The following is a 21,544-nucleotide window of genomic DNA, read 5'->3' as shown; positions in this document are numbered from 1 at the left end:
TCTACATAAGCAAAGGCGTCGAGCAGGTCTTACTTATAGTTCAGGGCGTAAGTAGCCTGACCTTTGATCGGACCTACCTGAACGGTAGTGCCGTCAGCTTCGGCGCGGGCAGCGAACGTCAGTTCGTTGTTGCCGTTAACCAGACCGATGTCAGCACTGGTGTCGCCCACTTTCAGCAGGGCACCGTTGGCGTCGATCAGACGGATACCTACACCAGAAGCACCGCCAGTGTTGGCCAGCAGGTCTGCGTTGTTGGCGTTGGTGGCGCCTGCGAATTTAACAGCAACCTTGGATACGTCTTTGTAGGTTGTGCCAGTAGAGGAGCTGGCTGCGCTCAGAGAGCAGTCCTGCAGGTGGATGGTGTAGCTAACGTTCTGGGAGTATTTGTTGCCGGCTTCCAGTACTTTGTTAGCGATCTGACCCAGGTTGACGTTGATGTCTTCATCACCCGGTGCGATAGAGCACGGAGCGTTGATGACCGTACCAGTGAAGTGAATGCGACCAGAACCCTGGTCAGTACCCGTGGCATCTGCAGCAAAGACGCTACCGGAAGCCAGTGCAGAAACGACAGCAGCGAGCACGCATGCTTTTTTGTTCAGAGTGATCATGACATCTCCTGATGGTCTTCAGAGGAAGTGGCAGTGAGGGTCTGGTCGTATTGGAAAGACGCTCTCGCTGCCAGAATTGGATGTCCGACGGTCTTCTTCGGTGATTGTCCGGAAAACACGTGGTGGAACATCCACCTCAGGCGGCATTTCCTTCGCCGTCCGAATGTTCAAACAACATGAAAGGTAGGTGCTAGGTTGGTGCGTGCAATGTGAAATAAGTTGAAATGTGTCTTTCTTTTACACTTTTTGTTCATTTTTTGTTGAAAGTTACGTACTGGTGGGGGGTTACGTCGGCGGGCATTGCCGTACGAAAAGTTCCATAAAGTATCAGTATCGGGCCGATAGATCGGTGAAGGTGTGTGAAGGGCGGCCGTAATGAGAAGAAGAACAGCGAAGAAAACAGGAAGATATTCGAGGACGGTGGCCTTTATCCAGAGAAGGCGATATGGGGCGAAAGGCGCTATCGCAAAAGGATTACTGCTATTCTTGGCCTTGCTACACCGCACCTGCGAGTAGGATGAACTGGCAAACATGCGTGACTGTATGTTAACCGTGGCCGGTTATGATACTCTTGGCCCATACGTGATTCCGCTGTGACCGGCAGGTGGAACCCATACCATACAGTTGTGATGAGATAACAGGCGTCGCGTGCATGTCACGCCACGATTCACGAAACAGGATGGCTTCGATGTCTACATTCAAGATGCTGCCTCTGGCGCTGGGCCTTGCGATGACGGCTCCACTGGCTCATGCCACGGACCTTTTGTCGATAGCGCGCGATGCTCTCGAAAACAACGCGTCGCTGCTGGGCAGCCGCGCAGGGGTCAACGCCACGCAGGAAGGCGAAGCGACGGCACGCAGCGCATTCCTGCCGCAGATCAACGCCTCGGCAGGAGTGACGCGTTACGACAATCACAGCAGTCAATATGCTCAGTCGGGCAGTACGACCAGCAGTGCCGCTGCGCAAAAACGCTATACCGCCACCTCTTCATCCATTAGCGCCTCTCAATCACTGTTCGATGCCTCCAGTTGGTATGCGTTGAAAGAAGCCAAGCGGACCACCGAACAGGCGCGTTTGCAGTTGGCCGGTACGGAGCAGACCTTGCTCTACAACGTGGCCAATGCCTACTTCACCGTATTGAAAGCGCGTGACGTACTGGACACCTACCGCGCCGAAGAAGAAGCCTACGCACGCCAGCTGGATCAAGTGCGCCAGCAGTTCAAGGTTGGTGTCGTGGCGGCTACTGACGTGCGTGAAGCGGAAGCGTCCTTCGACAGTGCTCAGGCACAGCGCATCGCTCAGGAAAGCACGCTGCAGGTGGCCTTCGAAGCACTCGAACAGCTGACCGGTAAGCAGTATGCGTCTCTGGATGCGCTGGATGACGCCATGCCGATCGAAGCTCCGGTACCGGCTCGCCGCGACGCGTGGGTCGACATGGCTACGACGGGCAACCTGGCTGTTCAGGCCGCACGTGCGGGTATCGACGTTGCGCGTGAAAGCGTCAAGGAAGCGCGTGCAGGACACCTGCCGACACTGTCGGCCAGTGCCTCCTATACGTATGGCGACAGCAACCGCGATGCCTATCACGGCTATGATGAAGGCGGTTCCGTTGGCCTGACGGCATCACTGCCGATCTACAGCGGTGGTGCGACCAGTGCCTCTGTGCGCAAGGCGACCTATACCCTCGAACAGACCCAGTTCAATGCGGAAGAGTCACTGCGCGAAGCGATCCAGTCGGTCAATTCCTATTTCGCACAGAGCAGTAACGATGTGCACACCATCCGTGCTCGTCAGCGTGCCATTGTCTCTAGCCGTGCTTCTCTGGAAGCGACCCGCAACGGTTATGAAGCCGGTACGCGTACCATTCTCGACGTGCTGAATGCGCAGGAAACCTACTACAGCGCTGTTGCCAGCTATGCCGAAGCGCGTTACGACTACGTACTGCACGTACTGGCTCTGCGCCAGTACGCTGGCATCCTTGACGTGAATGCCCTGTCTGCCATTAACCAATGGCTGCGTGCGGATCGTGCCGTGCATATCGACGGTGTCGATACCCGTGTGGTCGGTTCGGCAACAGGTGCGCGCTCCTGATAAGCGCCGTATGATGGACAAGGGCTGCCTGATAGGGCAGTAAGCTGTCTTCGATGCAGGCCCCGTACACCGTTGCTGGTGGCGGGGCCTGTTTACGTCATGCAAGGAGTCATCATGGGTAGGTACCGTCCGCTGCGGGCTGACATTGATCTAGATGCATTACGGCATAACTATCGTCTGGCGCAGGCACAGGCAGGCAGTGGACGCTGTCTGGCTGTGGTGAAGGCCAACGCCTATGGGCACGGCGCTGCCGCCTGCGCCCATGCGCTGGCCGATTTGGCGCCAGCCTTTGCCGTTGCCATGATCGAAGAGGCCGATGCGCTGCGTGACAGTGGTATCACTCACCCTATCGTGCTGTTGGAGGGATTCTTTTCAGCAGCAGAGCTGCCGCTGATTGCGGAGCAGGGGTACTGGCCTGCGGTGCATCAGGCTTGGCAGGTGGATGCGCTACTGGCAGCGCGCCCAACACAGCCGGTTAACGCGTGGCTCAAGCTGGATTCGGGTATGCACCGATTGGGGTTCTCTGCTGATGAGGCGGTTGTACAGTGGCAACGGTTAGCGGCTTGTCCGCACGTGCAGGGACTGCACCTGATCACCCATTTTGCGACGGCAGATGGCGCTGACGAGGCTGCTCAGCAGCAATATGAACGGCAGCGCGCCTGCGTGACGGACGTCGTTGAGCGCCTGAATGCGCTGGGCTACAAGGTACCGTGCTGTCTGGCCAATTCGCCCGCCACCGTGCGTGGCAATGCGCGGGGAGCTTGGCACCGGCCGGGCATCATCCTATATGGCGCCGCCCCTTGTGATCCGAAGGTGCAGTCAGTCAGTCTCAAGACCGTGATGACCCTAAGGAGCCGTCTGATCGCTATCCGTAGCCTCGCGGCAGGCGAACCGCTCGGTTATGGACGTGGCTTTATCGCACCCCATGCCATGACGGTGGGTATCGTCGCCTGTGGCTATGCTGATGGCTATGATCGCCATGCTCGAGAGGGAACGCCGGTGCTAGTTGATGGGCAGCGCTCCCGCATCGTTGGTCGAGTGTCGATGGACATGCTGACCATTGATCTGACGGACATCGTTGCGCCCACGTTGGACAGTGATATCGTGCTGTGGGGGCGGGCGGAAGACGGCACCGTACTGGCCGTCGACGAGGTGGCACAGGGATGCGATACCATCTCCTATACGCTGATGACGGGCGTATCCGCGCGTGTACCGCGCCGCTATCATCGGTCATGATCCGATCTCGGTGCCATGAATCATCCCTTTGCGCTGACCATGCTAAGGTAGTGCCGGGAGAAATGGCCTGATCGGGCCATCCTCCATCGCGTGTATCGCCGTATCGTGATACACGCGACATCATCAATACAGGCACGAAACGGTCTGTGCCAGTATCATTGTCATGCTATTTACCGCAATGAGAGAGCGACCTCTTTGCTACCGTAGGCCGCTTCTTGCGTGTCGTACCGTTATTCGATCTGGAATCTTCATGTCTCGCAGAACTTCTTCTTTCATGGAACACGCCCATCCGCGCTATTGGACGGCATGGCTGGCCATCACGCTGATGCGCGTAGGGGCTTGGCTGCCTTGGCGGCTGCGCATTGGGCTGGGCAGTAGCATTGGCTGGCTGGCCTACCACCTCGTTAAGCGTCGTCGCCATATCACCGATACCAATATCCGCCTGTGCTTTCCTGAGCTGTCCCACCTTGAGCGGCAGGCGCTGGTGAAGCGTATTTTCCGCGCTAATGGTATCGGCATCCTAGAAACCGCCACCGGCTGGTGCCGTAACCCCGAGCACATGCGTCGTCGCGTGACGTTCAAGGGAGCTGATCATATGCGTGATGCGCTGGCACAGGGCAAGGGCGCATTGATCATCGGCGTTCACTTCTCGACGTTGGATCTGGGCGGAGCATTGCACTCGCTGTTTTTCGATGCCGACGTTGTCTATCGCCCGCACGATAATCCCGTGTTCGAGCAGTTCATGACCCATGCGCGTCGCCATATCTTCGGACGTGCGATCGACCGTCACGACCTGCGTGGCGTGGTCAAGCGGATCAAGAGTGGGAATGCCGTATGGTATTCGCCCGATCAGGATTTCGGGCGCGACGTTAGCGTGTTTGCGCCGTTTTTCGGCATTGAAGCGGCTTCGATTAAGCTGACGGCTAAGATTGCGCGTATGACCGGTGCTCCGGTGATGCCACTGATCTTCCATCGCAATGACGATGATCAGACCTATACGCTTGAATACCTGCCTGCACTGATGGATTTCCCGAGCGGTGATGACGTTGCTGATGCTGCACGCATCAACGCCGTGATTGAGCAGGCCATTCGCCGTCACCCCGAACAGTATCTGTGGCTGCACCGCCGCTTCAAAACGCGTCCTCATGCGGGCGACCCTGACCTTTACGCCCAAGAGTAAGCTCTGATCCAGCGCTGCCCCTCATCCACCATGCCGTCAGCGGCGTTGAGCGACATGGCAAGAGGGGCAGCAGCGTTGCCACCCCTGTATGCCTTCTGCTAGAGGGAAGCGACACGCCATGTGTCTGGTCCAATACTTCTGACCTAAATTGAGGTCATACTCCCCCTTCCTTTGATAATTACATCTGATTTATCCAGGTGATAATTTATTGTCTTGTTTGTTTAAATAATCACGTGTTCAGCATAAGTGGTTGCTACTCGTTTTTATTGGCGTATTTTTAGCAGAAGCGATATATAGGCTATAGGGGGCTCTGCGCATATCGGTACTCTCTTTCATCTATGAAAGGAACCTTGATATATATCATCTGTGTATTTAATTATAGCGATATCAAAATCGTCTGCTTATTTAGATGGTCGGGCATGCTTTGCGTATATCGTCTTGATACGTGCTGTGCTGTGCTGTGCTGTGCTGTGCTGTGCTGTGCTGTGCTGTGCTGTGCTGTGCTGTGCTGTATGGGGGTGTTATGGAGGCCAAATGTAAAGAATGGTAATCATTTAAATACATTTGTAATTATTTAAAGGGCTTGGCCTTTTATACAGCGGGATAACGTAGGGTGCCATTATCTTATGGCATCTAATGGGGGTGTAAATAACGACAATATTCGATATGCAAAGATTTACTGTTGTTTCTAAATAAGGTGGCGCTTACTTGAAGCGGTACTGATATCTGTTATTCATACGTTATCCATAAAGGAGAGGGGGCAATATCATCGGCTACCCTCCACAAAGTTGTAACTCGATTGTAAATAAGTGTTCGCCGCATCGAGGTCTTTCAACCTGTCGATGTATTTGGCGTACCGGTCATTCTGGCGTGCTAGGGGGAATGAACGGGCAGGGAGAGTGGCAGCCTTGGGTTGCCGGGGGCAGGGATGGTCCAACGCAAAAATTCTATAGCAAACCAATGAGACCTTAGGATTTTACTGTGACCAAGACCAACGATTTTGCAGCGCGTCTTTATGATGGCGTACTCGAACAGATCCACGGCGTCATCAGTACGCTTGAGTATGACACCTCCGATGGTCAGCTGAGTGTGGAACACGGCACGGCCAGAGTGGTGCTTGATGGCATTGAAGATATGCTACGCCAGCTGATGAACGATCTGCGCGGCTGCGCTGAGTGGAACACGTTCACCATCGCCTTTTATGGCGAGCGCAACGCGGGCAAATCGACACTGATTGAGTGCCTCAGAATTTTGCTTAAGGAGGAGAGCAAGCAGGAGCAGCGACAGGCGTTTCATGCGCTACAGAAGCAATTCGGGCTGTACGAGCATGACCTGACCCTGCTGGAACAGCAGGCTGACAAGTTCGAACGCCGTCAGGCCGATGCTCGGCAGAAGATGGCGGAAGCCGATCACCAGTATGGACAGCAGGAAACCGATCTTGCGCGGAAGATAAGCGAGTTGCGTCAGCGCATCAGCGATAGCAGGCGCACGGCGAGTATTCCTCAGCGTCTGTTCTCTCGGGTGCGCCGGCTTCCTGAGGACGCAATGCTGAAACAATTGCAGCAGCAGCTCTCTCGGCTGCCCGAGCAGCATGCGCTGGTTATCGAACGTCTGCAGCACCAGCAGCACGACGCGCAGCTCAAGCATCAGAACATTATGACGCAGCACCAGACCGCGCTCGATAATCGTCATCAGTTGGAAGCCTATGAGGATGGCTCAATTATTAGTAGCGGACGCTCTGGTTCTTCGCATGGGATGCGCCAGTACGAGTTCGTGGTCAATGGCCGGTCATTCCGGATTCTGGACGTGCCGGGTATTGAGGGCAGCGACGAACACTTTCACTACGACATCCAGAACGCGGTCAAATGTGCGCATGCGGTTTTCTATGTCACCAACCGAGCAGCACCGCCGTCAACGGATGATGATGTAGTAACGCCGCTTGAGAGGATCAAGGCGCACCTTGGTGCCCAGACGGAAGTCTGGACTGTCTTCAACAAGCCTGTCTCCAACCCTAGAGTGCTGCGCAAGGTCGCGCTGGTCAGCAATGACGATCAGGCAGGGCTGACTGAGCTGGACAGACAGATGCGTGAGGCGCTAGGGCGACACTACAAGCGCAGCACGACATTGAGCGCATTGCCAGGCTTTCTGGCGCTGGCCGACTGCCTGACGCCACTGTCGAGCAGAGCACTGAGCAGAAAGACCTTTATAGATGCCCTGACGGCTGAACGGCTGCTCGACGCCTCCGGAGTCGGCAACTTCAACCAGCTGCTGATACAGGAGCTGATTAAGGACACCGAGCGCAAGATCCTGCATGCCAACCTGAACAAGATCCGCGTAGCGATCGACAGTGCGTGTACTGTCATGGCGCGGTTGGTGGGCGAGCAGTTCGTGCCGCTCCAGGATGAGCTGCATAAGGAAGCAAGCTACGCGGGACTTCAGCTGGACAGGGAGCGTGCCCGGCTGGATAAGCACGTCAGTGCTATCGGGCGTCAAGCGATCATGGCGTTCGGCGCGCGAGTGCGGCAGCAGATTAATGCCCAGATCGAAGAAGATATCAGCAACGATGAGTTCGAGATCAGGCTGCAGGCCATTATGGAAAGAGAACAAGGGACGGTTCAGAACGGCCTGCCAGAGCAGTTCGAGGGTAAGGTCCAGCAGTGCCAGAGGCAGGTGGCAGGCATCATCGAACGCTTCGAAGAACATGCCAAAGACATTCTGCTTTGTCATGAGTACATGAATGCTTCGGCGATGGCCCGTGAGCTTGCCATCGACGTGCATGTTGATCGCGGCATCGACCTTCAGGGACTGATCGTGGGCGTCGTTGATGGAGCGCCGCTGGCGTGGGCTCCTGTCAGGTGGAGCACAACGCCGTTGGGCGATGTCACACTGCTGACCGGGTTGTTCAAGTCGATCTGGGGTTACTTCAGTGATGATTATCGGAAAAGCCAGCAGCGCAAAGCGGCCGAGAAGAACATCCGCAAAGCTTATCGCGAGTTGAGCCATGCCTTTCATCAGCGCCAGCGTGAAGCGCTTCAGCCGCTGAAAGACAGACTTGATGAGATCAAAGCATTGCTGTGGACGCCCGTGGTGCGAACCAAGAAGGTGTGCGGGGCTATCGATACGCTACGTGCCCAGCTGATGAAGGTAGCCGAAGACGTCACCAAGGAAAGAAAGCGGTGATGGATGCCGCACGATTCTCGGCGGCGCCTATCGCGCGCGAACATCGGTAGGCTGACTGCCCGCAAAGAAAAAGCCCCCGAGTGCATGACACGGGGGCTTGGCGTACATCGTATCGCGGATTACGCGTCGATACGTTTGTACTTGGTACGTTTTGGCGTGTCGTTGCCGACGCGCTTGCGGTGATCCGCTTCGTACTCGGTGTAGCTGCCTTCGAAGAAGGTCACCTGAGAATCACCTTCATAGGCCAAGATATGGGTGGCCACGCGGTCCAAGAACCAGCGGTCGTGGCTGATCACCAGTGCGGTACCGGGGAAGACCAGTAGGGCTTCTTCCAATGCGCGCAGCGTTTCGATATCCAGGTCGTTTGACGGCTCATCAAGCAGCAGCACGTTGGCACCCTGTTTCAGGGTCTGTGCCAGCTGCAGACGGCCGCGCTCACCACCGGACAGGTCCTTGAGAAACTTCTGCTGATCGGTGCCTTTGAAGTTGAAACGACCCACATAGGCGCGCGACGATGTTTCATAGCCGTTGATGTTGAGAATGTCCTGACCATCGGACACGGCTTCCCATACGGTCTGACTGTTGTCCAGATGATCGCGCAGCTGCTCAACGTGTGCGATCTTGACCGTATCACCGATCACCACTTCACCCTGATCCGGCTGCTCTTTGCCTGCAATCAGTTTGAACAGTGTCGATTTACCGGCACCGTTACCCCCCACGATACCGACGATTGCCCCTTTCGGGATGACGAAATCGAGGTTTTCGAACAGTAGCTTGTCTTCAAACGACTTGGTCACGCCGTGGAATTCGATGACCTTGTCACCCAGACGCGGGCCGGGCGGAATGTAGATTTCATTGGTCTCGTTGCGCTTCTGGAAATCGCCAGACTGCATTTCTTCAAAGCGAGCGAGACGCGCTTTGTTCTTGGCCTGACGGCCTTTGGCCCCCTGACGTACCCACTCAAGCTCCTGCTTGATAGCGCGCTGACGAGAAGCTTCCTGCTTGGCTTCTTGTGTGAGGCGCTGCTCTTTGGCATCAAGCCAGTCGGAGTAGTTACCTTCGAACGGAATGCCGCGACCGCGGTCGAGTTCCAGGATCCAGCCCGCTGCATTGTCGAGGAAGTAGCGGTCGTGGGTGACGGCCACGACGGTACCGGGGTATTCGACCAAGAAGCGTTCCAGCCACGCCACGGACTCGGCATCCAAGTGGTTGGTCGGTTCGTCGAGCAGCAGCATGTCCGGATTGGATAGCAGCAGGCGGCACAGCGCTACGCGGCGGCGTTCACCCCCAGAGAGGTTACCGACATTGGCTTCCCACGGCGGCAGACGCAGCGCATCGGCGGCGACTTCGAGCTTGCGCTCAAGGTTGTGCGCATCAGACGCTTCGATGATGTTTTCGAGCTTGGCCTGTTTGGCGGCCAGCGCATCGAAATCGGCATCCGGCTCAGCATAGGCGGCGTAGACCGCTTCTAGTTCTGCCTGTGCGTTCAGTACGTCAGACAGCGCTTCTTCGACGATCTCACGAACCGTCTTGCTGTCATCGAGCTGCGGTTCCTGTGGCAGGTAGCCGACGTTGATGCCCGGCATCGGCTGGGCTTCACCGACATAGTCTTTGTCGACGCCCGCCATGATGCGCAGCAGCGAAGACTTACCTGCACCGTTCAGACCCAGCACACCGATCTTGGCGCCCGGAAAGAAAGAGAGCGAGATGTCTTTCAGAATCTCGCGTTTGGGCGGCACGATCTTGCCTACCCGATTCATGGAGTACACGTACTGTGCCATAGGAATCCATCATGTCGATGCGAACAGTCGTGCGCGATGATCGCCACACTGTTCGTACGGGAGTGAATGAAATGGAATAGGGCGGTGCTTGTGAGAGTGCACACACCGATGACTCAAATGATAAGGGGCATAGCGCAGCAAGGCCAGTCCCTGAACGCGAACGTGAAAGCATTAAGTTTGAAGAAAGCCAACAGATGAGAATAGCAGAGCTGTATGAAGATAGTGTTTACGAGCGTGCCCGATCCTGCCCAATAATTGCGCTATCGTGCTGATTCAACAAGCAAGATGTTACCGAGGCCCTCATATCATCGGTATGATTAGCCTGTTATCTATAGGGCTAGACCCCGTTGCATGTCATGCCAATGTTCGGCTTCCGAAGCCTTGAACCATGAGAGATGTCAGCACGGAGTTCTTGCAGGGACGCTGCCGTCGAGCGTTATAAACCATGACGGCAGCGATACACACCGGCACGGCCATGCGGCCGTGTCCAGGAGGCGGCGTCGCCTCCACGAGGAATTGCTGCATGCTGCGCTCGATCACCTTGCCAGAAGGCACTTTCTGGTACGCCATGTCCGGCATGGATGCGCACGATGCCGTGCTGCACGAGGTATTCCAACAGCCCAAGCAGCGGCTGTCGCTAAGCCATAATCCGCGCACGCGTTTCTATCTCAGCGCCGACCGGACGCGCCTGTTCAAGTTCGTGTTGGACAAGCATCGCCCGGTACAGTTCGCTCACTGGCTTGGGCGCGACATGATCGACAAGCGAGTGCGCTGTCAGCATGACAGCCGCAAGGAATATGACAGCAACCGCATTCTGGAGAGGGAAGGGCACGCAACAGTGCCGACTTTTGGTTACGGTGTCGCGCTGAATCCGTTCAACCCTTTGGGTTCTGTACACGTAATGGCCTGGTTGCCGCACTGCATTTCAGGGCAGGAATTTCATGACAGCCATACGACAGCGGCTGATCATGAATGGCTGGCCACCATGTTGGCGAATAGCGTCAGCACACTGGCACAGTCGGGGTACTATCACGACGATCTGACATTGGGCAACGTAATGATCGACACACAGCAGATGAGCTTTGTGTGGGTGGATACGCGAGTGAAGCGGTTGCCTAAAGAAGAGAGCGCAAGAAAAGCATGGCTGATCGCACAGGCTGAGGACACATGTTTGCCGGAAGGCTTGCGGGAACGGTATAGGCAACAGCTGATTCAGAAAATTTCCTTTGAAGCAAAACTGCCCAGTGTTGCCTAGGCAGTAATCAACCGCTGCTTTTGCCGAAAAGGGTCATCTATTCCAGCGCTTCATCATCAGTATTAGTACGATGGTTAGTAAGGCACAGATACCAACCACTATCCAGAACGCATGAGGGTTCTCATTGCCGGGGATTCCGCCAACGTTGATGCCCAACAGGCCCGTCAGGAAGGTGAGCGGCAGGAACAGCACAGAGATGAATGAGAGCTGATAGAGGCGATTATTGAGCTGCTCGTTATGAGTGTTCCACATCTGTTCCTGCAAGATCAGGGCACGCTCCTGCATAGCGCGTACGTCTTCTATATAGCGGTACTGCTGGTTGGCGCTTTCGCGCATGATCAGGCGTGTCATCGGCTCAAGGCCGTCTGTCGCTTCGGCCAGTCGGCTGAGGCAGGCGTACTGCGGCTCCATAAACTGGCGCAGAGTGATCATCGGTCGGCGCAGCATGCTGAGCTGGGCCATATCGATATCGTCTTCATCTAGCTGCTGCTTTTCCAGCTGACTCAGCGTTTCGTCCAGTGCGGTCATGCGATCGCCGAACTGGTCGATGATGCGGTCGGCCAGCATGCCCAGCAGCTCGGTGGCCGAGCGTGGTCCAGCACCTTCGGCCAGTAGACCCATGATGTCTTCGATCGGTTTGAGCGGGCGGCGGCGTACGGTGATCAGACGGTTGCTCGACATGAAGATGCGCAGTGTGACGAGATCGTCGTATTCGGCCTCGGGAGAGGTGTTGATGCCTCGCAGCGTGGTAAGCAGGCCATTGCCGAAATGAGCCACACGAGGGCGGGTGACTTCTTCGCACATGGCGGTGCACTGGGAGTGATCCAGCTGTGCGATGTCATGCAGATAATGATCAATGTTGCTGGGGGCCGTGAGGTCAAGGTGTAGCCATAACGGTTCATTGCTCTGGCGCCATGCCTGAAACAGCTCGTCTTTAGTGACGGGAGAGCCGTGGCCAAGGATGTCTAGGCGGTAGGCCGCGACAAAGGCATCGTGAGAGGTGTAAGGCATGGAAATGATCCTTGGGTGTAAGCAGCATATCGGTTAATTCTATCAGATTTGTTAAAAAGGAGACGTGCACACCTGAATGCATGGGGCCTTCAAGAGGCTTCCGTTTTCAAGCTATGAGGCATGGTTATGGTCATTACAAAAGGGTAAGGCCTCTGACATGGCTATTTCCTTTGATGATGTACCTGTGTGATATTGTATGTTATTGGTTGTTCATATCTTTTTTGATATGATAGATTTAATTTCACTTTGGCTAAAGAGTATCAAATGATTTCCTGCAAGAAAATATTTTGTTTTTGGGGGGCTTTAGGGTGGGCTATTCTGACATGTGCAATGGCTGCATGCTTATATAAATATAATTCGTGCAACAATCTTATATCTTCATTTGTAGAATGCATAGTAGTAAGCTGTTTGTATTTGTCTGTGCCCCGGAATAGCATGCTTTTACGTATTATGAAGCTGGCTATTGGTTTGGTTTTATCTTTTATTATTATTATTCAAATGCAATTAGTTGCATCCAGCGGCAACTTTTTGACATTGTTAGGGCTTTCTAATGTGGAAGCTATAGAAGGGTTAGGAATATCTATATGGCAGATACTGCCTTTTATTATCGCTACTTTGTGGTTATGCATTGATTTTTTTTGTGGTAAAAGAAGTAAATCTTTGCGGGGGATGTGGGGACTGCTAGTGATTATATTCTTATTGGCAGGCGGTGTTAAGATTTACAATAAATTTAATTTTGAAAAGATAGAGTCTCCAGTTTATTCATTTTTTTCTCTAATACTGCATCTTAAGCAAGCTATGCAAAGCTATGATGCTATTCAATATGATTTCCTTGAAAATAAAGATACATATCTGTCAGAATTTAGACAGAATAATTTTTATACAAGTAGGTCTCGCAACATTGGGAATGAAAAGCCCAATGTTATCGTTATTTTTGTGGAGGGAATGTCTTCTAGATTTATCGATAACTATGGCTCAAAATATAAAGATTTAACTCCGTCTATGGACGAGTTTTATAATAACTCTCTGGTTTTTGGTGATTATTACAACCATACGGCAGCAACATTCAGGGGGTTGAGAGGGCAGCTTGTTTCTGGCTATCAGTTCAATGATGGTTATGACTCCCGTGGACGAGGCATCGCCCAGATTTCCTCCGAAAGCGTAGTTCGTCAAACGGGCAATGCTTATATTGTGACGTTGCCAGATATATTGAAAAAACATGGATATGATACTAGCTTCATTGCCGCCAATCCTAAAGGATCTCAGATGGAGGCATTTCTTGGAGCGCTGCGTTTCGATGAGGTATTCATGTCCGGAGACTTTGTTGCCGACAATCATGTTCTATCGGATAAAGAATTTTTTGATGCTCTCTGGAATCATGTCAATAATAAGCAAAGCAGCGGAAAACCTTTTTTCATTTCTACCTATAACTTTGGCACGCATGCAGCCATGGATAGTCCTCACGAAAAATACCGAGATGCAGATAACATTGCGCTGAATAGGTTTCATAATTTTGATGTGTTTTTCGGAGAGTTTTTGAAAAAAGTTAATTCTTCGCCGATGAAGGATAATACGATAATTATTCTAACTTCTGATCATGCTAGTTACTCTGGCCCAGAAATAATGGATGCCGATCATGATGCATCGCCTTATTTTGTTGATCGCGTCCCTCTGATGATAAATGGAGCAAACATCAACCATGCGGTCATGGATGCGAATGGTAGAAATTCGTTGAGTTTGGCTCCTACATTACTTGATGTCATGGGGATAAATGATGGGGAAAACTACTTTATTGGGTGTTCTTTATTTGTGGATAAATGCCCAAGAATAGACAATGTATCTGTTGTTGGAGAGTCATTTTTCATGACCGATAAAGAGGGTGTTTATTCTGAAAATAATATTCCTGATGCCTATAGAAATAGATTTGAAGAAGGCAAGAAACAAATAAGGGACAACTATAGGATAACCAGTAGCTAATAATATTCTATGTTTCATAGAGTTGGGTGAGAAGTAAGGCTACCTTAGAAGGTAGCCTTACTTAGCTGCTGGCAGAGGAAGGCGAGAGGAAGTTTTGCGGCAATGACAATACAGCGTTGTGTACTCTTGCCAGCGATGGCATATTGGGTCTCCCTCTTTGGCTCGTAGAGATGGTTGAGCAATTTGCTCTGCGTTCAGGGATAGGTTGCGAGGCTGTCAGCACTGCGATTAGAGCACAAGATGCCAAGAGGCTTTCCCTTTATAACGACCTACAGTGCGAGGACCGTTGCATGTTTACCCGCGATATGACCATTGCCGGCTATGACGATGCTCTCGAGCGTGCGATCCAGCAGGAAGTTCAGCGTCAGGAAGACCACATCGAGCTGATCGCTTCCGAAAACTACACCAGCCCGCGTGTGATGGAAGCTCAGGGCTCCCAGTTGACCAACAAATACGCTGAAGGCTATCCGGGTAAGCGCTACTACGGTGGCTGCGAGTACGTCGATGAGGTTGAGAAGCTGGCCATCGAACGTGCCTGCGAACTGTTCGGGGCTGACTATGCCAACGTTCAGCCTCACTCTGGTTCTCAGGCCAACGCAGCGGTCTACCAGGCGCTGGTTAAGCCGGGTGATACCGTGGTCGGCATGAGCTTGGATGCAGGTGGCCACCTGACTCACGGTGCCAAACCTAGCTTCTCTGGCCGTAACTATAATGCCATCCAGTACGGTTTGAATGACGAAGGCCTGATCGACTACGACGAAGTTGAACGTCTGGTCAAAGAACATCAGCCGAAAATGGTCGTTGCCGGTTTTTCTGCCTATTCACAGGTCGTTGACTGGGCGCGCTTCCGTCAGATCGCTGACAGCGTAGGCGCGTGGTTCATGGTCGATATGGCTCACGTTGCGGGTCTGATCGCTGCGGGTGAATACCCGAGCCCCGTACCGCACGCGCATGTCGTTACGACGACGACGCACAAAACGCTGCGTGGTCCGCGCGGTGGCTTGATCCTGTCTGCGACTGGCGATCAGGACCTTTACAAAAAGCTTAACTCGGCTATCTTTCCTGGTATCCAAGGCGGTCCATTGATGCATGTCATTGCAGCCAAAGCTGTGTGCTTCAAGGAAGCATTGGAGCCGGAATTTAAGACATATCAGCATCAGGTAGTTCTGAATGCTAAGGCTATGGCCAAGGTCTTCATGGATCGTGGTTACGACGTCGTATCCAACGGTACTGAGGATCACCTGTTCCTCGTATCGCTGGTCAAGCAAGGGCTGACGGGTAAAGATGCGGACGCCGCTTTGGGTCGTGCCAACATTACCGTCAACAAGAATGCTGTGCCGAATGATCCGCAGAGCCCGTTCGTGACCTCTGGTCTGCGTATTGGTACGCCGTCGGTAACAACACGCGACTTTAAAGAAGAAGAGTGCACGGCACTGGCCGGCTGGATCTGCGATGTGCTGGATGCGCTGGTGAAAGGCGATAGCGAAGCAGTGGAAGCTGAAGTACGGGAAAAAGTAAAAGCTGTCTGCGCGAAACTGCCTGTCTACAGCTGATCTTCTCCTTGTGTTTTCATGGCCACGCAGTGATATATGCGTGGCCTTTTAATTTGTGCCTAAGGTATATGCCATGGATAAGGTTGCTGCTATCGTTGTTACTTATCGCCCTGATATTGACGCAATAGAAAAAAGTGTCCGCTCGATAAGTAATAATGGGGCTGATGTTATCATTGTTGATAATTCAGAGCAAAAGACACACTTCCCTGATATGGCTGCTACAGTGCTTTCTCTAGGAGATAACCTTGGGATAGCGGAAGCTCAGAATATAGGAATAAAAAAGGCCATTGACTTAGGTTACGAATGGCTAATCTTCTTTGATCAAGACAGTATTATTGAGGATGGCTTCCTTGAGCAGCTAATGAAAAATGCACGCGATGATGTACCCTATGTCGCTGCGCCGGTTTTTTATGATAATGAGAAGGGATTTTACTACTATCTTCTGGACGTAGACGATAATGGCAGAAGGACAAAAATTTATCCTCAGAATATAGCTAATGGACTGAAGATAAGTACAGTTATTTCATCTGGCATGCTAATTAATAAGCGTGCGCTGGATGTTGTTGGTCATATGCGGTCTGATCTTTTTATAGATTATGTGGATACAGAGTGGTGTCTTCGGGCAGCCTCGAAAGGCGTAAAGATAGAAATAATTAAAGATGCCGTAATGAAACATTCTATTGGCGATAGAAGCATCTCTTTGTTTGGATATAAAGTTCCTGTTCATGGCTATCAACGGAGATATTATCGGGTTCGTAACGCTTTTTTATTATTGAGAATGAAGCATGTTCCTAAGCGATTGGCTATCAGAGAAATAATTTTTTCATTTGTTCATCAAGTCGTAATAATTTTGAATGGAAAAAATAAGTGGCGCTATATGAAGTGTTATGCCTTGGCCATTTTTGATGGAGTGTTAGGTCGGTCTGGTAAATGTAGGCATAGTATATGAGTGGTGCCCGTATGAAAAGCAACAATAAGAAAGAAACTATAAATTTATATGCTATACAAATAGCTAATATGTTGGTTCCTTTCGCTGTGTTTCCATATCTTACCAAAACACTTGGTGTGGCTTCTTTTGGTAAGATATCGTATATACAGTCAATCGTATTGCTTATGATGTTTGTAGTTAATTATGGGTATGACTATTTTGGAGCAAAATTAATAAGCATAGAGTCAGAAAATATCAAAAAAAGGACTGCTATATATTTTGATATACAGATGGCTAAGTCAATAATATCCCTTTTAGTTATTTTGGTGGGGTATTGTATATGCCTTTCTGGCATTCTTGAAAGTGATGAAACTGTAGCGTTGTCTATTTGCTTACCTTGTGTGCTGGGTAGTGTTTTGACGCCTACTTGGTTATTTCAAGGCATGCAACAGTTATCACGACTGGCTGTGTGTACTGTTATATCAAGATTAATTTGTTTGATCTTGACTGTTATTTTTGTCAAAAGCCAAGATGATATAGCTATTGCTGCGTTTTTGCAGTTGTTTCCTTATATGTTGGTGGGAGTGGCGGCAAGTTTTATATCTGTCAGATCTGGTATGATTGATATAATGTGTATTGAACCTTCCGCTAAAAAATCATTTCAGTACTTTATAGAATCAAGCCATGTATTTTTGGGTTCTGCTATGACACTTGGGTTTACATACGGTAACCCTATTTTAATAAAAATACTGTTGGGGGATCAAGCGGTGGGGCAGTATGCTGCCGCTGAAAAAATAACAACAGTACTTAGGCAGCTTTTCTTGCCGCTTATACAAGGAAGCTATAGTAAAGTATGCCGATTGTACCAAGGGGATAGTTCAAAAGAAATAAATATAATTATAAAGAATGTTTTTGTCGTAATGATTTTGCTTATTGTTTTTGCTTTAGCCGGAACAATATTTTTGTCAGATATGATTTTCCCTGTAATATTGGGAGGGGAGTACCATATAAAATGGATGTTGGTATTTCTTATAATATCTCAGCTTTTTGCAGCTACCTCTCTTGTTGAAATAACCTTTGTTATTATTCCATCAGGAATTCAAAGTGTTTTGAAAAAGGTGTATTTCATCGCACTTTTGATGCATGCCTTATATGTTATTCCATTGACGCTTAAATGGGGCGGAAATGGAATGGCTGTCTCAATGATTATCACTGAAGGCGTAGTTGCAGTTATTGCTTTTTCCTATATAAAAAAACATCGTAGTAAATGCCTTTGATTTCTCAAGGACGGAGAAAATGAGTATGGAAATGATGGCTGGAAAAAATCGTATCAATATTTTTATTGCAATGGAAATAATTCTTATAGGATTAATTATGTCACTTCCTACAGGAAGTATATATGGAATTCCATTGAAAATAGTGCTTTTAGCAGCAAGTATCATCGCTTTCTGTATATACAAGCCAAAAAATATTATCAAGCTGGTGGTTGTTTGTATTATTGTTTTTTCTGCTACGGCTTTATGGCTTGCCATTGGCATGAGTTTCTGGGGAAGGCTGGCTATACGTGAGTTTCAAATGATATTTGTTCCTATTTTAGTCAGTCTTACAGCATTTTTTGTTATGAAAAAAAACGCGAAAGCATTGCTTTATCTAATTGCTGCTTTTGTATTTTTTTGTTTTTTAGTTAAGTTTTTTACCTGCCTATTTTTTTATTTTGGTATCCGGGATTTTGATGGGGTGTTTTCTGCATACGTATCAGTTTTTGGTGCTCCGTTCGTTGGTCTAGTAATAAATAATCACCTTATGAGAGTTTTTCTTTCAAGTGATATGGCTGTGGCAATGGTGCCTTTATTTATATTGATTTCTAGAGGAAATGCCAGTAAGAAATTACTTATAAGCATTTTTGTAATGAGTGCATTTACTGTTTTTGTTGGATATTCTAGATCTGTGTGGGGCGTGTATGCACTCTCTTGTTTGATATTCTTCGGCATGTCCGTAAGAAAAAATGGATGGATTGCTATTATTGCCCCTATAGCCACTGTCACTTTTTTACAACTAGTGACTTCGAGCTATGTTTATGATGGTGCTTCCCATGCCTTTTCTCGCGTGGCTAGTCACAATGATGACATAAGCGTTTCCCAAGTAATTGCTGAGAGCAATGATACTTCTGCTAACCCGGGAGCAGAAAACACGATAGCAGAAGCACCCAATGTTATAGAGATGCCTTCTGTCAAGGAAGAGAATAAGGCATCAGAAAAAAACAATGAAATAGATAATAAAAACATCGAAGGGCAAGTTGATCGCGAAGATCTGAATAATAGTATTTTTTATCAGCGTTTCCTTAAATTCAACAATGAATTATCAGATGGCATCCGGACTCAGCAGGCATCTGCTTTATGGGGGCTGTTCCTGCAGCATCCGGTTTTAGGCGTTGGGTTGGGAGGATACGATGTCAATCTCATTCGGAGCGCTACAGAACCTTACTCCTATGAGCTACAGCTTTTCTCACTGCTGCCCAAGCTAGGAATAGTTGGGTCGCTGATATTGACGGGCTTCATTGTCTGGTGCTTCATCGTATTAGGTCGGGATCAACGATATATCGGTATGCTAGTGTTGGCGATGTTCTTGGTCGCAGGCATGCTGAATCCATACCTGTTTAGCTCTTCGGCATCTCTGGTTTACTTGTTCATGATGCGAGAGGTTGTTATGGCATATAAAAGAGAGCCAAAGAATGCATGACTCTTCACAAAAGGTCGGGGTCTTTATCCCTGTATATAACGCCGGTGTTGATCTGCCGCGCTTACTGGATAGTCTGCATCTTGCTAGCCTTGATGCTGACGTTATTATTGTCGACTCATCTTCATCGGATGGTAGTGCCGAGGTCGCTCGGCGATATACGCCTTATGTGACAGTGATCGATAAGAATGAATTCGATCATGGCGGCACGCGCCAGAAAATGGTCGAAGACAATAGTGCCTATGATATTTGTGTCTTCATGACTCAGGATGCCTATCTGGCATCGCCCGAGGCAATTGCCAGGATCGTCGAGGCCTTTGATGACCCTTCTGTAGGCGCCGTGTGTGGACGTCAGCTTCCTCATCTGGATGCCAATCCTCTGGCGCAGCATGCGCGATATTTCAACTATCCGGATGCCTTCCAGAAAAAGAGTTGGGAGGATCGCGAACGCTATGGCATCAAGACGGCCTTCATGTCCAATTCGTTCTCGGCATACAGACGCAAGGCTTTACTGGAGGCGGGAGGGTTCCCCAGCAAGCTGATTCTATCTGAAGATATGTACATTGCTGCCCGTATGCTCCAAAAGGGTTGGTCGATCGTATATAGCAACACGGCTATCTGTCATCACTCGCACAACTACTCGATTGTGGAAGAGTTCAAACGTTATTTCGACATCGGTGTCTTTCATCATGATCAGGCTTGGATCGGTGAGGCGCTGGGCGGTGCTGGCGGGGAAGGGCTGCGTTATGTCAAGTCAGAGCTTTCCTTCCTTATCAAGCAAAAGCACTGGTTATGGCTGCCTCGCTCACTGGGAACATGTGCAGCAAAACTGGCAGGTTACAAGCTTGGTAAATCATATCAGCGTCTACCGATGTCATTGGTACGCAAGCTGAGCATGCATACGCGATATTGGGGAAATCAGGAAAAATGAAAATTATCGTTACGGGTGGAGCGGGCTTCATCGGTTCTGCAGTAGTGCGTCACATCATCAACGATACGTCTGATGAGGTTCTGAACGTCGATAGTCTGACCTATGCAGGCAACCTTGAGTCACTGACCTCGGTTGAAGGCAGTGATCGTTACCACTTCTCTCAGACGGATATTTGCGATACGGCGGCAATGGCCGCTCTGTTCGAAGAATTCCAGCCTGATGCGGTCATGCACTTGGCGGCGGAATCACACGTTGATCGTTCCATTGAAGGCCCGATGGCCTTCGTGCAGACCAATGTTGTCGGCACTTGCTCAATGCTGGAAGCCGCGCGTGGCTACTGGCAAAAGCTGCCTGTCGAGAAGCAGGCCTCTTTCCGTTTCCACCATATCTCTACCGATGAAGTGTATGGCGATCTGGAAGGCACGGATGACTTCTTCACTGAAACGACGCCTTATGCACCTAGCTCTCCTTATTCGGCCTCCAAAGCCGGGTCTGATCACCTCGTGCGTGCCTGGCACCGTACGTTCGGGCTGCCTGTTCTGGTCACCAACTGCTCTAACAACTACGGCCCGTTCCACTTTCCTGAAAAGTTGATTCCACATGTGATTCTCAATGCATTGCATGGGAAGCCGTTGCCGGTATATGGCGATGGTTCGCAGATTCGCGACTGGCTGTATGTGGAAGACCATGCGCGTGCGCTGTATACGGTGGTGTCGACGGGCAAGGTAGGGGAGACCTACAACATTGGCGGGCACAATGAGAAACGCAACCTTGAAGTCGTGGAGACCATCTGTGACCTGCTAGAAGAGTTGCGCCCTGAGAAGGTTGATGGCGTTCAGCGCTATCGAGACCTGATCACGTTCGTCAAGGATCGGCCGGGGCATGATGCCCGCTATGCGATTGATGCCGACAAGATTCAGCGCGAGCTTGGCTGGGTGCCTCAGGAGTCTTTCGAGTCTGGAATTCGCAAGACCGTGCAGTGGTACCTGGATAACACTGCTTGGTGGCAGCGTGTGCTGAGCGGTGACTACCGACTCACTCGCTTAGGCTGATATCATGCCCTTACTACTTAAAGG

General features: G+C 50.7%; 15 protein-coding genes. 12 read left to right on the top strand and 3 right to left on the bottom strand.

The window, feature by feature from the left end:
• Nucleotides 1–29: 29 nt before the first annotated feature.
• Entirely contained in the window at nt 30–608 is a 579-nt protein-coding gene (locus ACMHYW_RS10170; RefSeq protein ID WP_414499828.1) for a fimbrial protein, read from the bottom strand.
• Between the two features lie 688 nt (nt 609–1,296).
• On the opposite strand from ACMHYW_RS10170, the gene ACMHYW_RS10165 reads away from it, so the two are divergent.
• From ACMHYW_RS10165 to ACMHYW_RS10150, 4 genes are all read left to right on the top strand, one after another.
• Entirely contained in the window at nt 1,297–2,700 is a 1,404-nt protein-coding gene (locus ACMHYW_RS10165) for a TolC family outer membrane protein (RefSeq protein ID WP_051523698.1), read from the top strand.
• 114 nt (nt 2,701–2,814) lie between these two features.
• Nucleotides 2,815–3,936 (top strand): alanine racemase, encoded by a 1,122-nt coding sequence (alr, locus tag ACMHYW_RS10160; RefSeq protein ID WP_414499827.1) that lies wholly within the window; start codon nt 2,815–2,817, stop codon nt 3,934–3,936.
• A 250-nt stretch (nt 3,937–4,186) separates the two neighbouring features.
• The gene (gene lpxL, locus ACMHYW_RS10155) at nt 4,187–5,116 is read left to right on the top strand and encodes an LpxL/LpxP family Kdo(2)-lipid IV(A) lauroyl/palmitoleoyl acyltransferase (protein ID WP_414499826.1); all 930 of its coding nucleotides are present in this window, start codon (nt 4,187–4,189) and stop codon (nt 5,114–5,116) included.
• A 981-nt stretch (nt 5,117–6,097) separates the two neighbouring features.
• Nucleotides 6,098–8,296 (top strand): hypothetical protein, encoded by a 2,199-nt coding sequence (locus ACMHYW_RS10150; RefSeq protein WP_414499825.1) that lies wholly within the window; start codon nt 6,098–6,100, stop codon nt 8,294–8,296.
• Between the two features lie 119 nt (nt 8,297–8,415).
• Here the strand turns inward: ACMHYW_RS10150 and ettA are convergent, their stop codons facing one another.
• Complete coding sequence (gene ettA, locus ACMHYW_RS10145) at nt 8,416–10,077, bottom strand: energy-dependent translational throttle protein EttA (protein WP_027704727.1); 1,662 nt, start codon at nt 10,075–10,077, stop codon at nt 8,416–8,418.
• A 523-nt stretch (nt 10,078–10,600) separates the two neighbouring features.
• On the opposite strand from ettA, the gene ACMHYW_RS10140 reads away from it, so the two are divergent.
• Nucleotides 10,601–11,332, top strand: a complete 732-nt coding sequence (locus ACMHYW_RS10140) for a hypothetical protein (protein WP_414499824.1) — start codon at nt 10,601–10,603, stop codon at nt 11,330–11,332.
• Nucleotides 11,333–11,365: 33 nt separating this feature from the next.
• Here the strand turns inward: ACMHYW_RS10140 and ACMHYW_RS10135 are convergent, their stop codons facing one another.
• Nucleotides 11,366–12,343 (bottom strand): CorA family divalent cation transporter, encoded by a 978-nt coding sequence (locus ACMHYW_RS10135; RefSeq protein ID WP_414499823.1) that lies wholly within the window; start codon nt 12,341–12,343, stop codon nt 11,366–11,368.
• Between the two features lie 435 nt (nt 12,344–12,778).
• Here ACMHYW_RS10135 and ACMHYW_RS10130 point away from each other — a divergent pair, with 435 nt between their 5' ends.
• The 7 genes from ACMHYW_RS10130 (at nt 12,779) to rfbB (ending at nt 21,520) form a co-directional block, all read left to right on the top strand.
• Entirely contained in the window at nt 12,779–14,320 is a 1,542-nt protein-coding gene (locus ACMHYW_RS10130; protein WP_414499822.1) for an LTA synthase family protein, read from the top strand.
• A 290-nt stretch (nt 14,321–14,610) separates the two neighbouring features.
• Nucleotides 14,611–15,873: a serine hydroxymethyltransferase gene (gene glyA, locus ACMHYW_RS10125; RefSeq protein ID WP_414499821.1), complete on the top strand. Its 1,263-nt coding sequence runs from the start codon at nt 14,611–14,613 to the stop codon at nt 15,871–15,873.
• A gap of 73 nt (nt 15,874–15,946) precedes the next feature.
• Nucleotides 15,947–16,822, top strand: a complete 876-nt coding sequence (locus ACMHYW_RS10120; RefSeq protein WP_414499820.1) for a glycosyltransferase family 2 protein — start codon at nt 15,947–15,949, stop codon at nt 16,820–16,822.
• Entirely contained in the window at nt 16,819–18,078 is a 1,260-nt protein-coding gene (locus ACMHYW_RS10115; protein WP_414499819.1) for an oligosaccharide flippase family protein, read from the top strand. The genes ACMHYW_RS10120 and ACMHYW_RS10115 overlap by 4 nt, the downstream gene beginning before the upstream one ends.
• 19 nt (nt 18,079–18,097) lie before the next feature.
• Nucleotides 18,098–19,540, top strand: a complete 1,443-nt coding sequence (locus ACMHYW_RS10110; RefSeq protein ID WP_414499818.1) for an O-antigen ligase family protein — start codon at nt 18,098–18,100, stop codon at nt 19,538–19,540.
• Entirely contained in the window at nt 19,533–20,468 is a 936-nt protein-coding gene (locus tag ACMHYW_RS10105; RefSeq protein WP_414499817.1) for a glycosyltransferase, read from the top strand. Before ACMHYW_RS10110 ends, ACMHYW_RS10105 begins: the two co-directional genes overlap by 8 nt.
• Nucleotides 20,465–21,520, top strand: a complete 1,056-nt coding sequence (rfbB, locus tag ACMHYW_RS10100; RefSeq protein ID WP_414499816.1) for a dTDP-glucose 4,6-dehydratase — start codon at nt 20,465–20,467, stop codon at nt 21,518–21,520. The genes ACMHYW_RS10105 and rfbB overlap by 4 nt, the downstream gene beginning before the upstream one ends.
• Nucleotides 21,521–21,544: the final 24 nt, after the last annotated feature.

This window comes from Zymobacter sp. IVIA_12111.31 C1, assembly GCF_047495495.1.
Classification (GTDB): Bacteria; Pseudomonadota; Gammaproteobacteria; order Pseudomonadales; family Halomonadaceae; genus Zymobacter.
Note: the sequence above shows the minus strand (reverse complement) of the source record. Positions and strands in the feature narration are given on the sequence as shown.

What these genes read in the sequence shown, in the direction of transcription:
- ACMHYW_RS10170 (WP_414499828.1), bottom strand. Translation starts at nt 608, where the DNA reads ATGATCACTCTGAACAAAAAAGCATGCGTGCTCGCTGCTGTCGTTTCT.
- ACMHYW_RS10165 (WP_051523698.1), top strand. Translation starts at nt 1,297, where the DNA reads ATGTCTACATTCAAGATGCTGCCTCTGGCGCTGGGCCTTGCGATGACG.
- alr (WP_414499827.1), top strand. Translation starts at nt 2,815, where the DNA reads ATGGGTAGGTACCGTCCGCTGCGGGCTGACATTGATCTAGATGCATTA.
- lpxL (WP_414499826.1), top strand. Translation starts at nt 4,187, where the DNA reads ATGTCTCGCAGAACTTCTTCTTTCATGGAACACGCCCATCCGCGCTAT.
- ettA (WP_027704727.1), bottom strand. Translation starts at nt 10,077, where the DNA reads ATGGCACAGTACGTGTACTCCATGAATCGGGTAGGCAAGATCGTGCCG.
- ACMHYW_RS10140 (WP_414499824.1), top strand. Translation starts at nt 10,601, where the DNA reads ATGCTGCGCTCGATCACCTTGCCAGAAGGCACTTTCTGGTACGCCATG.
- ACMHYW_RS10135 (WP_414499823.1), bottom strand. Translation starts at nt 12,343, where the DNA reads ATGCCTTACACCTCTCACGATGCCTTTGTCGCGGCCTACCGCCTAGAC.
- ACMHYW_RS10130 (WP_414499822.1), top strand. Translation starts at nt 12,779, where the DNA reads ATGCTTTTACGTATTATGAAGCTGGCTATTGGTTTGGTTTTATCTTTT.
- glyA (WP_414499821.1), top strand. Translation starts at nt 14,611, where the DNA reads ATGTTTACCCGCGATATGACCATTGCCGGCTATGACGATGCTCTCGAG.
- ACMHYW_RS10120 (WP_414499820.1), top strand. Translation starts at nt 15,947, where the DNA reads ATGGATAAGGTTGCTGCTATCGTTGTTACTTATCGCCCTGATATTGAC.
- ACMHYW_RS10115 (WP_414499819.1), top strand. Translation starts at nt 16,819, where the DNA reads ATGAGTGGTGCCCGTATGAAAAGCAACAATAAGAAAGAAACTATAAAT.
- ACMHYW_RS10110 (WP_414499818.1), top strand. Translation starts at nt 18,098, where the DNA reads ATGAGTATGGAAATGATGGCTGGAAAAAATCGTATCAATATTTTTATT.
- ACMHYW_RS10105 (WP_414499817.1), top strand. Translation starts at nt 19,533, where the DNA reads ATGCATGACTCTTCACAAAAGGTCGGGGTCTTTATCCCTGTATATAAC.
- rfbB (WP_414499816.1), top strand. Translation starts at nt 20,465, where the DNA reads ATGAAAATTATCGTTACGGGTGGAGCGGGCTTCATCGGTTCTGCAGTA.